General features: G+C 43.8%; 10 protein-coding genes. 9 read left to right on the top strand and 1 reads right to left on the bottom strand.

Going from position 1 to position 13,298, the window contains the following annotated elements:
* Positions 1-256: 256 nt before the first annotated feature.
* From HRQ85_RS00565 to HRQ85_RS00550, 4 genes are all read left to right on the top strand, one after another.
* Complete coding sequence (locus tag HRQ85_RS00565; RefSeq protein WP_172378370.1) at positions 257-2,428, top strand: metallophosphoesterase; 2,172 nt, start codon at positions 257-259, stop codon at positions 2,426-2,428.
* A 183-nt stretch (positions 2,429-2,611) separates the two neighbouring features.
* Positions 2,612-2,923: a DMT family transporter gene (locus tag HRQ85_RS00560; protein WP_172379325.1), complete on the top strand. Its 312-nt coding sequence runs from the start codon at positions 2,612-2,614 to the stop codon at positions 2,921-2,923.
* Between the two features lie 1,062 nt (positions 2,924-3,985).
* A complete protein-coding gene (locus HRQ85_RS00555; RefSeq protein ID WP_172378369.1) occupies positions 3,986-5,362 on the top strand; it encodes an AAA family ATPase in 1,377 nt (458 codons plus the stop codon).
* Positions 5,363-5,365: 3 nt separating this feature from the next.
* On the top strand, positions 5,366-6,082 hold the full coding sequence (locus HRQ85_RS00550) for a hypothetical protein (RefSeq protein WP_172378368.1): 717 nt from the start codon (positions 5,366-5,368) through the stop codon (positions 6,080-6,082).
* 398 nt (positions 6,083-6,480) lie between these two features.
* On the opposite strand, the gene mpaA is transcribed toward HRQ85_RS00550, so the two are convergent.
* Positions 6,481-7,188, bottom strand: coding sequence for a murein tripeptide amidase MpaA (gene mpaA, locus HRQ85_RS00545; RefSeq protein ID WP_172378367.1), 708 nt, complete (start codon positions 7,186-7,188; stop codon positions 6,481-6,483).
* A gap of 173 nt (positions 7,189-7,361) precedes the next feature.
* On the opposite strand from mpaA, the gene HRQ85_RS00540 reads away from it, so the two are divergent.
* The 5 genes from HRQ85_RS00540 (at position 7,362) to HRQ85_RS00520 (ending at position 13,289) form a co-directional block, all read left to right on the top strand.
* The gene (locus tag HRQ85_RS00540; protein ID WP_172378366.1) at positions 7,362-8,987 is read left to right on the top strand and encodes an ABC transporter substrate-binding protein; all 1,626 of its coding nucleotides are present in this window, start codon (positions 7,362-7,364) and stop codon (positions 8,985-8,987) included.
* 172 nt (positions 8,988-9,159) lie between these two features.
* The gene (locus tag HRQ85_RS00535) at positions 9,160-10,044 is read left to right on the top strand and encodes a LysR substrate-binding domain-containing protein (protein WP_046224776.1); all 885 of its coding nucleotides are present in this window, start codon (positions 9,160-9,162) and stop codon (positions 10,042-10,044) included.
* A 102-nt stretch (positions 10,045-10,146) separates the two neighbouring features.
* A complete protein-coding gene (locus HRQ85_RS00530; protein WP_017074494.1) occupies positions 10,147-11,031 on the top strand; it encodes a carbohydrate ABC transporter permease in 885 nt (294 codons plus the stop codon).
* Between the two features lie 23 nt (positions 11,032-11,054).
* Positions 11,055-12,002, top strand: coding sequence for a carbohydrate ABC transporter permease (locus HRQ85_RS00525; RefSeq protein WP_065605896.1), 948 nt, complete (start codon positions 11,055-11,057; stop codon positions 12,000-12,002).
* A gap of 6 nt (positions 12,003-12,008) precedes the next feature.
* Positions 12,009-13,289: an extracellular solute-binding protein gene (locus HRQ85_RS00520; RefSeq protein ID WP_172378365.1), complete on the top strand. Its 1,281-nt coding sequence runs from the start codon at positions 12,009-12,011 to the stop codon at positions 13,287-13,289.
* Positions 13,290-13,298: the final 9 nt, after the last annotated feature.

Raw genomic sequence — 13,298 nt, 5'->3', positions numbered from 1 at the left:
CCAAACGGTCTGAATACATTGCCTTTACTGATGTTTAGGTTGAGGTTTTATGGCGATTTATATATTAACCTTCGATTCGTATTGTTGAACTATTAGCTTTTAAGATGAATGGTAACTTGTTGAATTTTAACGATTGAAGCAATGTCGCATAAGCGTTCGTTGTGCGACGTTTTGTAAGATATAAGAAACAATAGTGTCATTTTTCTCATCTAGTCTCCTCGCCAAATTTTGAGTTCTAACTTTTTGGGAAGAGAAAATGAAAAAAAGTACATTGACCGTACTGTCAGGCTTAATAGCAGCCACATTAGCTGGTTGTAATTCAAGTTCACCAAGTGACGACAGCGGCAATCTAGATAGCGCAGTGCAAGTGGCGTTCATGCCTGATATCCATTTCCATGATGTTTACGGTGATTTTCAAGACGGTTCGTTCGCTGGCTTACCGAATTCCATGAGTGGTAAAAACGCTACGATCAGAACGATGGAGTCTCAGATGAACTCCACGCGTCTATTTAATGAAAACTACTTTGCGATGATAGCGGCGCTTGATGATGTGGTTGAGCGTGGCGTTAAATACGTAGCCTTGCCAGGTGACTTTAGTGACGACGGCCAGCCAATTCATATGCGTGGCTTGGTTAGTATCTTTGATCACTACCGCGACACGTACGGTCTTGAGTTTTTTGCAGCGCCAGGCAACCACGATCCAGTGCGTCCATTTACCATCCCTGCAGGTAAATCTGATTACCTAGGCGAGGGTGGCAAGAAGCAGCGTATCTATAGCCGCGGTAAAGAAGAGTGTGTTGGTTATGACGATGAGTGGACGACTATTCCCGGTGAAGGTGACAACTTAGCAACTATTTGTACTGAAGAAGTACGTGAATGGGGCTATGAAGAGATCATGAGTATCCTAGGTACTCACGGCTTCTACCCTCAACAAGATTACCTCTACTTTGAAACGCCTTACAGCAGCGACCAAGCTCGAACTAATTACAGCTATGATTTAGCCAAAGAAGAAGCGGCTTTTGATAAGCGAATGTACGAGATCTGTTATGAAGGTACGGGTGGCAGCTACAAAGAAAGTGGTTACTCAAGCTGCTCTGAAGTGCCGGATACCAGCTATTTAGTAGAGCCTGTGAAAGGACTTTGGTTGCTGGCGATCGACGCGAACGTTTATCGCCCGAAAGAAAACTCGTCTGATAGCTCTGTCGATGGAAACACGTTTGATGGTTCAAGCAGCGCTGGTTATAACATGATGCTGACTCACAAAGAACACGTGATCGATTGGATCTCTGATGTTGTAAAAGCAGCGAAAGAGCAGAACAAGACGCTGGTCTCTTTCTCGCACTTCCCAATGACCGACTTCTACAACGGCGCTTCTGAAGAAATTGAAGATCTGTTCGGCGAAGGAAGCCATCAACTGGCCCGTGAACCGGCTGACGATACCAGCCGCGCATTAGCTGCGACTGGCCTAAATATCCACGTTGGTGGCCACATGCACTTCAACGATACGGGTAAGAAGAGCTTCAATATTGATGGTGTACAGCACACTCTATTTAATATCCAAGCACCATCGCTAGCGGGTTATATTCCTGCCTACAAGCTGTTGAACATTCGTCCTGACAACCAGATTGAAGTTGAGACGGTAGTTATCGACCAAGTTAAACGTTACAACGAGCTATTCAGCCACTATGAAGAAGAGCATGAATACCTTACTCAAGCTGCGAATGGCGATCCTGATGCAGAAGCTAAGATCTGGAACAAAGACATTCTGAATTCAGAGAGCTACTACGAACTGACTGATTGGCACATCCGTGAACTAACGCGCCTACGCTTCCTTCCGGGTGACTGGCCGTTAGAGATGCGCGCTATGATCATGGAAATGAATGGCGAAGAGATGATGATCATGTCTCAGTTAGAAACCAACTTTACCGTGTGTCAGTTAGCTAATGAACTGGGTTACGATGTTGGCGCTTGTGTGGAAAATGGTGTTGATGACTACGATCAATTCCAACATGACTGGCAGACAGCTAAAGTTGTCGCTGAGAAACTGGCTTCTTTAGAGGGACTAGAGTTAGCTGAATTTGCAGAGTGGAGTGGTGAGTTGTTAGCGACCGACTTCTACCGTTTACGTAACGCAGACGAACTGGCATTTCGTGATATCGGTGAAACACAATTGCGTCAATATGAGTTGCTAAGTCGTGAACTTTCAGAGTTCGATGGCACTGTGGATTCAGAATTGGGTGACCTTGGCCAATATACCGTCGGTGAAGTGTTCCGCTCTCGTTTCGGTAGCTTGTTCGTGATTCTTGAAAAATTTGCAACAGGCCAAGCAAGTGACCATTTCTTGATTGATATCGACCAACAAACCCTGACCGATCTTAAAGGTGAAGTGAAGCGCGATATCCTAAGAGGCTCAACATCAGCAAATTAAGCTATTTAGATTGTTAGCTGATTAACTAATTAGCTTATTTGAAAAGAGCTCTACACATGATGTTGTAGGGCTCTTTTTGTCTTTCTGTTCTTCGATGAATGAGCCATCGCACTTAAGAACTTTTAAGGTAAGTCATAATAATTGCTTACTGAAAATCGCATGAATTGGAAATAAAACTACAATATTCTGAGCGCCGTATTTAATGTTGTGGCGACTTCTCTATTGCCTAAAACGCAGCAATTTACTTCCCTTCCTGCGACCGCCGCAGTACTCGTCGGTTATGGCTTTGCTTTTTATCTGTTGTCTCTCACGGTTCAAACCATGTCTTTGGGTGTGGCGTATGCGATTTGGTGTGGCGCAGGGATTGTATTGGTCGCGGCGTTGTCTTGGTTGGTCTACGGGCAAAAGCTAGACATATACGCGATCATTGGCATCGCTTTGATTTTGGCAGGTGTGGTGATCATCAACCTGTTTTCAACGTCGGTGAGTCACTAGGATCTCTCGCTTGTTTTTGTCTCACTCTTTTTATCTTTACGTTTAGAGTGCTAAAACATAGTTCCCCATATAAAAGTAATATAATTGAACACTCCAAATTAGTCACAAGCCAAGCTTGTCGACGCGAAGAGAAGAGAAATGAAATTAAGTTAGCCAAAGTTCGTTTTTATGTGTTGTGGATACTTAAGCCAACATGATGTCAAGGCGAAGTACAAAAAGGCACTGAGAAAGTATGCCGATAAAGTGCGAGCTGGTTTTTTAACGAAGCGAAACACAACTCGTTTGTACAACAAATCAAACGTGAAACTAATCAGGGAGCTACCATAGCCATTTGAAACAAGCTCGGTCTTTGCAAGAGTTGCAGCGGATGGGGCGACTGTCACTAGAAGATCAGCTAGTAACTGTAGGTTCGTCCGTTGGTTTTTTTGTACTGTTTGTTTAGTACATAACAGACCAACACGCCTATAAAACCTTGTGCTAAGCGACCTTGGTTGAGGCTCGGATGTTAAAGGAATCATGGAGAGGCCCATTCCCGGAAAGGCGTTAGAGGCATCGGTGATAACTGCCATTGCAGAATCGACTCAGCAGTCAGCCAAGTCTACCTCGAATGTAATGGCATAGGAAATACACTGCAGAGAACCGAGCAAGAAGAACCGACCCACGCTTCGACGGTGGACGAATAGTGTGGACATAAAAAAATCGCTTCACGTTCGTCTGCCAAAATCTACCCATTACGCTCTCAGGCTTCAATAAGTCCGAACTGATATTGACGGCAGGATAGGGTAAAGTGGGGGAAATAAGTGGCTTGAGGGTGGCTTCTTACGGATGTAATGAATGATAGATTTATGTGAAATGCCCTTAAGATAAGTAGAGGTAAGTATCACCATAGCATTTACTTCTATTGAAAAGGTGCTCTTTAGGCACAATATATAACAAAACTTCCACGCAGACTGTAAACGTGTGGCGGTTTTAGTTTATGATTGGTCTTAGTGTTGTTGTATTAAGCCCTTAATCTAAGTTATGCCATTTGCTCACCGCTTAGCAGGGCGTTAGGAAATTTGAATGATTGAAGCTATCCGAGTTAGAAACTATAAATCTGTCGTTGATATGAGACTTAGATTTGGTCAACTCAACGTATTTATTGGTGAAAATGGTAGTGGGAAAAGTAATATCCTAGAAGCTATCGCTATGGCCGCTGCTGCTGAAAAAGATAACTTAACAAAGGGTTATTTAGTGAGTCGTGGTGTCAGAATTATTGATGATACAGAATTGATGACTTCTAATTTTCATGATATCAAGGCAGATCAATCGACAAAAATTGACGTTTACCCAATTGATGAAGTCGGCACATTACCACCAAAAAATTTACCTTATCGAGAGTATACGATACGCTCAAACTTGGTAGATGGTTCTTTTATTCGTTTTGATGTTGAAAAGGTCACTCTACTTAAAGTTGAGAATGAAATTCATGAACTCGGTAACTCTGTTGTCGACCATTACATCAGTGATCAAAGAAATACGCAAAAACAAATTGAAGCTTTGGAAGAGAAGATCAAATCACTCTCGATAAGTTTTGAGTCACTAGTTGAAGCTATTAACCCAACACTTGAGAATAAAAAATTCAAAGACCATAAAATAACTAAATCCCTATCAGATGCCAAGGGAGTAGATGATTTTATTAAAAGGTTATCTTCATTTGTAGATAAAAATGATATCGAACAAGCGGATAAGTTTGATGAAACAACAGATGCTATTTTAGATGGCCTAAATAATGATATTAAACCACTAACTGACTTTTTAGTTTTCACTCCTGAGAATACCGCTCTAAGAAATTTCTATAAAGAAGGGCAAGTGGAGCCATTAGGTATTCACGGAGAAGGCTTACTTCGAACACTTAGATCACTTCGTTTAAAAAAAGGTGCAATGAAAGATATCGAAGAAGCTCTATCTTTATTTGGTTGGTACGATTCATTTACTATTCCTGAAAATTTATCTGATGTAGAAGATAAAATATATATTAAAGATAAGTTCATACGATCAAAATTTGATCAGCGCAGTGCTAATGAAGGTTTCCTCTTTATATTATTTTATATGGCATTAATTGTTTCGGAAAATACTCCCAAAATATTTGCAATAGATAATGTAGATACTTCATTGAACCCCAAGTTATGTAGAAAGCTAATTGAAGTAATGAGCAAGCTTGCAGTTAAGTATGATAAGCAAATGTTTTTAACAACTCATAACCCTGCGATACTAGATGGCATTGATTTAAAAGATTCTAAAAATAAACTTTTTGTTGTTTCACGAGATTATGATGGTCAAACAATTTCAAAACCCATTAGTAAAGATAAAGTTTTTAACGAAGCTGATGGAAAGAGATTAAAATTCTCAGAGGCATTCCTGAGAGGATATATTGGTGGTTTACCTAAGGGATTTTAAGCAATGATGTTAGGTATAGCCGCAGAAGGTAAAACAGATCAACATACAATTGAAAACATTCTTGTTGGGTACTTCAATAGTAAGGGCTACAAGCTAAGTACTGATGAAGTATATCAAGCTCAGCCATCAGGTGATGCAACAGATCTTGATAATGTTAATGGTTATGGCAGCTGGACAAATCTTTTAGATTATTTGCAAAACGAAAAAATTAAAGAAGATGTTGCTGCGTATGATTTTTTGATATTACAAGTTGATACGGATGTATGCGATGAAAAAACTTTTAATGTGCCTATTACTGAAGGTGGCGTAGATAAACCGGTTTCTGATTTAGTAGACGATGTAATTGAACGCTTAATTTTGGAGATGAACTCTTCATCCCCTGATTTTTACGAGAATAATAAAGATAAATTGATCTTTGCAATTAGTGTTCACTCTATAGAGTGCTGGATTTACAAACATTTTGAATCAAACACCAAGAAATCAGGAGTTGCAAAAACAAAGAGTTGCGAAGCAGCTTTAAGAACGGTAATTAACCAAAATCATAGAAAAATGGTTAGATATTTAAGTAAGACCAAGAATAATTATTTAGAATTAACCAAAGACTTTAGAAAACATAGAAGTTTGGAAGGTGTCCTTAGAAAGGATATTAGCTTTAAAATATTTTATGAAAATCTTGATGTTATACCAATCCCACAAGTGGAAGAAGACAATGATTGGTAGAAATATTTGATATAACGGTCTATTTTTATAAAGCCTCACCATAATTGATGGGGCTTTATTGATTCTAGGAGTAAATTTACATTCTCAGGTCAATCATTAAAAGCCAGAATTGTTCATAATAGTCATTATATTGAATTTCGGTTAGACTAGAAGGAAGTGATCTTTTTTCTGTTATCCCGTTTGTGAATGTACGAGCTTTATGGAAAACAGGCCCAAATCAATATACTCTTATAATATTTGAGTTTTGGGGTGAGCCCCCTTGGCTCATTTTAAATGAGGCTAATACGACTCTTAACGAAAGTCTATCGAGAGAGGTGGAGTTTTACCCCTCTATTTGTATACCGACGTATACACCGTCTTTAGATACGCTGGCCGTTTATGTCCAAAAATGAGTTGCACTAACCTCCCTTACACCCCAACACAGCCACGAACGCATCCAAATATTGCTCGATAGTCAAATCAGCAGAAACTGGCGGTAGTTCTACGGTAATGCATGGCAGGTTTCTTTCTTGGCACCAAGTGCCGAATGAGCCTGGGGTTTCGTAATCCACGTCTTCGACGAGCGGTAGGTTGAACTGCTTACCTAGCCAAATGGCGAGTTCTGATTGATCGGGATCGTCGACCATGGCGAGTGGCTCGTGGAAAGAGATGACGAATTTAGGTTGGCGTTGTTCAATGAGGTTGATGAGCGATTGCACTTCAGGTTCGAGGGGATCGGCTTGGCCGGTTTTCACTTTTACATCTCTGACTGGAGTGTGAGAACTCCAGCGATAGACGGTGCCGTTTTCTGTCCAATTTTGAGTTGGGAAGGCGCGGTTCAGATCGACTTGGTTGGCGTTGGCGCGAGTGCCTAATTGATTGCCATCTGGGTTCATCGACAGAATCACATCGTGTCGTAAATTGGCGGCTGGCAAGCTTCTCAGGGCGCAAGACAATCCCGCGATTGAAGCAGTTTCATCACCGTGTGTGCCTGCTAAAATCAGCCCACGAGATTCGCTTTCTATTTGCGCGGGGAAATAGAGCAAAGGCGCACCCAACACTGATTTTCCATATGACAGCGGCTTTATTGAAAACGCAGCTCTTTCCGTTCTTGGAATTAAACTCACCTTAATCTCCTGATTGATCAAGTACTATCAAGTATTCACTATTGGCTATATTACTCATTAACTAAGTCCATTAGATGAACCCCTTTAAATAAACCATAGCGTCAAAACTCGTCAACCGTCGCATTGTTAATTTTATTACTTGCTTCAAAGATAGGCTAGGAGAGCAAACAAACATGGATTTTAAAAAACATTCAATGGCTTTACTCATTTCATCTTTCTTGACCCCTTTTATATCAGTGACTGCCGTTGCTGAAACCTTACCTGCTGGTGTTTCGCTGGCAAAAGACCAGCATTTAGTTCGTGCTAACGATGCAGAAGCGGCGACGCTTGATCCTGCGAAAGCAGAAGGCCTGCCGGAAATGCACATTCTACGTGACCTCTTTGAGGGTTTAGTGATTCAAGATCGCGATGGCAATATCACCCCAGGAGTTGCGGAGTCCTGGGAAACCGAAGACAACCAAACGTTTGTATTCCACCTGCGTAAAGACGCGAAATGGTCGAATGGCGATCCGGTGACGGCCGATGACTTCGTGTATGCGTTAAGACGTGCGGTTGACCCGAAACTCGCTTCGCCAAACGTGTGGTATCTCAAGCTCACCAAGATCAACAACATTGCTGATGTAGCAGAAGGTAAGAAGCCCGTTGAAGAGCTCGGTATTTCGGCTGTCGATAAACACACGGTGAAGTTCGAGCTTGATAGCAAAGTGCCATACTTTGTTGCGATGACGGGCCACACATCCATGATGCCCGTTCATAAGGCAACGCTAGAAAACAGCGATAAGCCGTGGAGTGACCCTAAGCAGTTTGTTGGCAATGGTGCGTTTGTTTTAGGCGAGTGGGTGGTGAACGAACGCATTGAACTGAAGAAGAATCCTAACTATTGGGACAGTTCAGATACCAATCTAACCCAAGTGACTTATATTCCGTTCGAAAACCAAAACGCTTCGATTAACCGTTATGCGGTGGGCGAGGTCGATATTACGTCTGATGTGCCGACACACATGGCGCAGCAGCTTAAAACTAAATACCAAGATGCGTTTACCGCGGTGCCTTTGCTGTGTACTTATTACTACGCGTTTAATACCACGCGACCTCCATTCGATGACGCGCGAGTACGTAAAGCGGTGTCTTATTCGATGATGCGTGATGTCATCACTAATGGTGTCACTCAGGTGGGTAACCTACCGGCTTATACCTTTGCTCATGAGTACACGGCTGGTTTTGATGCGACACAACCTGAATACAGTACTTGGACTCAAAAGGAGCGTGACCAAAAAGCAAAAGAGTTACTAAAAGAAGCGGGCTACGATGCAGCTAACCCATTGGATTTCAAACTGCTCTACAACACCAGTGAGTCGAACAAGTCGATTGCAGTGGCTATCGCTTCCATGCTCAAAGGTAACTTAGGCGCGCAAGTTGAGCTGGAAAACCAAGAGTGGAAGTCTTACTTGGTGTCACGTCGCCAAGGTGATTTTGATGTGATGCGCGCTTCTTGGTGTGGTGACTACAATGAAGCGTCGACCTTCTTGAGCTTATTGCGCTCTGAGTCTTCAGGTAACTTTGCGCGTTACAACAACGATAAATACGACTCTGCAATGGACAGCGCACTGTCAGCAACCAACGAGCAAGATCGCCAAGGCTTCTATGATCAAGCGGAGCAGTTACTGGCTGAAGATATGCCTATCGCACCCATCTATTACTACATGCAGGCTCGCCTAGTTCGACCAAGTGTTGGCGGCTTTGCGAAGAACAACGTGGAAGGGCGCATCTATTCTAAAGACCTCTACATCAAAGAATAGATAGGCTGGATGCGAGTTCTAGCATCTCGCATAATAATATGAAATAGAAGAAAAGGGACGTTGATCATAAATATCTGATCAACGTCCCTTCGTCATTAATCTGTAACGGTAACCGCAAAAAACTGAAACCTGATTGAAGTATTTTTCACTTTTATTTCAATCAGGTGAAGCTATGTTACCCCCTCTACGCGCCCTTGTTGCGTTCGAAGCTGTTGCTCGTCTTGGTTCCATTGGCGCGGCTGCCCGAGAGCTTTGTGTCACGCAAGCGGCGGTTAGCCAACAGCTCAAAAGTTTAGAAACCTTCCTCGATACCACCTTGTTTGAACGCAGCTCTAAAGGCGTAAAGCTGACGTCAGCGGCTCAGCATTATCAACCGATTGTGGCAGGTTCACTTGCTCACCTTAAATTGCAGACTCAGATCTTGTTCGGGGAAAAAGAAACCGACGTGCTCAGCTTGCGCGTAAACCACACCTTTTGTCATAACTGGCTGCTACCTCGCCTGCCATCCTTCTATAAAAAATACCCTTTTATCAGGCTTGATATTCAGCTGGTGGACTGGCCGTCAACCAACCCTTGCCAGAATGTCGATATCGAATTGACTAACGGCAAGGTTGAAAGCGAAGACACCCATTGTGAGCGACTGTTTCAAGAACACTGGCAGTTGGTGTGCAGCCCTCAATTCAAATCTGAGCATCAAGAATTACTCAGTAAGCATGACTTTGCTGCTCTGCCGACGGTTCAGGTGAAAGGCTACCGAGAGAACTGGCTGCAATGGCTTGGCCACAACCAATTCGAGATGACATTACCTAAGGTTCTGCTCGAAGTGAGTAACTCTCTACATGCCTTAGAAGCAGTTAAACATGGTATTGGAATGTTGCTGGTGCGTTCGCTCGCGGTGTCTGAACTACTCAAGAAAGAAGACCTGGTATTGGCAAGCGAATCCTCGATGCCAGCTGAATCTGCTCATTATCTGATTACTAAACACAGTCGCAGCGCGAAGGTGAATTTCTTCTGTGATTGGCTTTATCACCAGATGGAAGACGGTGAACTGGAGTAAAGATTTTCTTATGGATAGCCATAAAAAAAATGAAGGGCACTCTTACTAACCTGTCATAAAAAACACTTAGTTTAACCGCATACAAATAAGGACGAGGTCACCATGAGTGCTTTCTCACAACCAATGAAAAACCGCTTAAAGGTACTGTTATTTACCGCACCGCTGTTGGTGCCACTGTTTACTTTTTGGCTCGTACCATTTGGTTATTCAATTTATATCAGCTTCACCGATTGGGATTACATCTCGCCAGATTATTCGTTCATCGGTTTAGAAAATTACGAGTACATGGTTGAGGACTACGAGTTCATTCAAGCGGTGCTCAACACGTTTTGGTTTTCGGTCGGTGTGGTGATTCCAACCATCATTCTTGGGCTTGTGTTTGCGATGTTGCTGCACAAAAACTTCAAGGGCAGCCAGTTCTATCGTGCGGTGATCTTCTCTCCTTGGATTACGCCAACGGTCGCGGTGTCGATTGTTTGGTCTTGGGTGTTCGAGACGAAGTCGGGCTTGGCAAATCACTTATTAGAGTCGGCTGGGTTTAGCGCTATTCCATGGTTAGAGAATGGAAACACAGCCTTGATTGCGGTGATTATCGTGACGGTTTGGCAGGCGATTGGCTGGACGATGCTGTTTTATATCAGCGCGCTCAACAAGATTCCTGAGTCTCTGTACGAAGCGTCTTTGATTGATGGTTGCAGCAGCTTAACGCGTTTTTTGAAGATAACGCTGCCACTAATTTCACCAACCACGTTCTTCTTAGTGGTGGTCAACATTATTACGGCAATGCAGGCGTTCGATCAGTTCCAGATCTTAACGCAGGGCGGCCCGGGCGGAGAGACTCGTACCTTGTTGTACTTGTTCTACCAACAAGCATTTGAGCGTTACGAAATGGGACCGGCAGCCGCGACATCGTTAGTGATATTCCTGATTACTGGATTGTTGGCACTTATTAATACCTACATCGGCAAGCGCTGGGTGTACTACTAGTCGATTTTTGAAAGGACAGAATTATGACCACGCAAGTATTGGATGCCAATCAAGTCTTAACTCAAAGAGCGGCTGAATCTAAAGTCACGGCCCAAACGAAAGCGACCAAATCAGAGGTTGTGTCAAAGAAAAGCTCAGTGGATCGCCGTTCGTTTATCGCACTGGCTAAGCACCTTTTCTTAGCGACCTGCGGAACCATTATGGTGTTCCCGTTCTTATGGATGCTGTCAGGTTCGCTGAAAACCAATGATGAGATTTTTGCTAGCCCGCTGAACTTGATTCCAGAGCAGTTCCGTTGGGAAACCTTTGTCGAAACCTTTCACAGCGCGCCGTTTGGCTTGTACATCTTCAACAGTTTTAGTGTTGCCTTGTTTACTACGCTGTTGGTGATTGTGAATTCGGCAATGTTTGCATACGCATTAACGCAGCTGAAGTTTCGTTCGAAAACCGTGCTCTATTTCATCGTGATGGGCTGTTACATGCTGCCGGGCGCAGTGACGTACATTCCGTCTTACATCACCTTGGCAAGGCTGGGTTTGTTGGATTCACACATGGGCTTAGTGGCGTCGAACGCGGCGTCGGTTTTCGGTGTGTTCTATCTACGCCAAGTGTTTATCAAGGTGCATCCGTCGCTGATTGAAGCGGCACGAATTGATGGTGCAGGTGAACTCAAAATCTTATGGGCAATCATCTTACCGCAATGCCGAGCAGCAGTCGCAACACTGTTCCTCATCACTTTTATTACCAATTACAACAGCTACATGTGGCCAAGCTTGGTTATTACCACTCAGGAACTTAACCTGATTGCGACCGGGATTCGTCACTACTTTATTGCCGAAGGTAACTATGGATTGAACTGGTCGCAAATCATGGCGGCGAGCACCATTGCAGTATTGCCTTTGTTAATTCTATTCGTCATTTGTCAAAAGACGATTCTTTCAGGTATCGCCGATAACGGCGTAAAAGAGTAAACGGAAATGAAATTAAAAACTCTCGCACTAGTGTGTGCTGGCGCAGCAAGCGCGTCTATGTTCTCTAGCAGTGTTCTTGCCGCAACCGAAGTTAACTTCTGGTATTCCGGTGGTACTAAGCCACAGCAAATGATGACTAAGCTCATCGAAGAGTTCAACGCGAGTCAAGATGAGTACGTGGTGAAGCCAGCTTTGCAAGGCAACTACACGGAAACCTACCAGAAGCTGCAAGTCGGTCTAGCGTCTAGAACTGCGCCTGAACTTGTGCTGCTAGATTCGGGTCGTGCGGAAGCGATGCACGGACGTGGTTTGAGCCGTGACCTAACGCCGTTCATGGATGAAGAGTTCAACTTCTCTGATTTCATTGGCGCGTTTAAAGATCAAGTGACGGCAGACGACGGCACCATCATTGGCCTGCCTGCTTACGGCACAACTCAAGTGTTTTACTACAACAAGCAGGTATTGGCAGATAACGGCTTTACTGAGCAAGACCTAAACACATGGCAAGGCGTGGCTAAAGTCGCGGAGAAAGTTACCCAACGTGATGACAAAGGCAACGTGACCTTTTACGGCTGGGAGCCGATGTGGGGCCAAGACAACATGATTGACGCGGCTTTCTCTAACGGCGCGAAGATCATCAGTGATGATGGCAAAACCGTGTTAATCGATTCGGCTGAATGGGTTGAAGTGTGGGACAGCTTCCGTAAGTGGATCCACGATGATCAAATCATGCGTATTCACTACGGCGGTCAAGGTTGGGAATACTGGTACAAAACCATCGATGACGTAATGAAAGACAACGCGTTGGGTTACACCGGTTCATCGGGCGACCAAGGTGATTTGGACTTCACTAAGCTTTCAGCAACCACACAGCCAGGTTGGGGTTCAAACCCTTCTGCACCACAAGCAGGTGCGCTGGTTTACGTGATGCCAAAAGGCACAGACGAAGCTGCTGCAAAAGGCGCGTTCGAATTCGTTGAGTTCTACACCAATGCGAAGAACACGGCGGCATGGTCAATGTTCACGGGGTACATCCCAGTGCGTAACAGCGTTTCTGAAGTACCAGAATACCAAGCGTTCACTAAAGATAACCCGCAAGCTCTGATTCCTTTGAAGCAAGCGAACACGGCGACCAAAGACTTCCTAGACCCTACCAACGGTAAGATCATGGACGCTCTGAAAGTGGCAGCGGATCAGATTCAAATCCAAAACGTGCCTGCTGACCAAGCGCTAAAACAAGCGGCGAAGAAAGCACAACGTGCACTAGACCGAGCGAATCGTTCTTAATCTGTAAAG

The sequence above is a fragment of the Vibrio sp. Vb339 genome (assembly GCF_902751245.1).
Classification (GTDB): domain Bacteria; phylum Pseudomonadota; class Gammaproteobacteria; order Enterobacterales; family Vibrionaceae; genus Vibrio; species Vibrio coralliirubri.
This window is presented reverse-complemented; position numbering and strand designations above follow the sequence as displayed.

Excerpts from the sequence above, each read along its gene's own strand:
- HRQ85_RS00565 (WP_172378370.1), top strand. The coding sequence starts at position 257 with ATGAAAAAAAGTACATTGACCGTACTGTCAGGCTTAATAGCAGCCACA.
- HRQ85_RS00555 (WP_172378369.1), top strand. The coding sequence starts at position 3,986 with ATGATTGAAGCTATCCGAGTTAGAAACTATAAATCTGTCGTTGATATG.
- HRQ85_RS00540 (WP_172378366.1), top strand. The coding sequence starts at position 7,362 with ATGGATTTTAAAAAACATTCAATGGCTTTACTCATTTCATCTTTCTTG.
- HRQ85_RS00535 (WP_046224776.1), top strand. The coding sequence starts at position 9,160 with ATGTTACCCCCTCTACGCGCCCTTGTTGCGTTCGAAGCTGTTGCTCGT.
- HRQ85_RS00530 (WP_017074494.1), top strand. The coding sequence starts at position 10,147 with ATGAGTGCTTTCTCACAACCAATGAAAAACCGCTTAAAGGTACTGTTA.
- HRQ85_RS00525 (WP_065605896.1), top strand. The coding sequence starts at position 11,055 with ATGACCACGCAAGTATTGGATGCCAATCAAGTCTTAACTCAAAGAGCG.
- HRQ85_RS00550 (WP_172378368.1), top strand. The coding sequence starts at position 5,366 with ATGATGTTAGGTATAGCCGCAGAAGGTAAAACAGATCAACATACAATT.
- HRQ85_RS00520 (WP_172378365.1), top strand. The coding sequence starts at position 12,009 with ATGAAATTAAAAACTCTCGCACTAGTGTGTGCTGGCGCAGCAAGCGCG.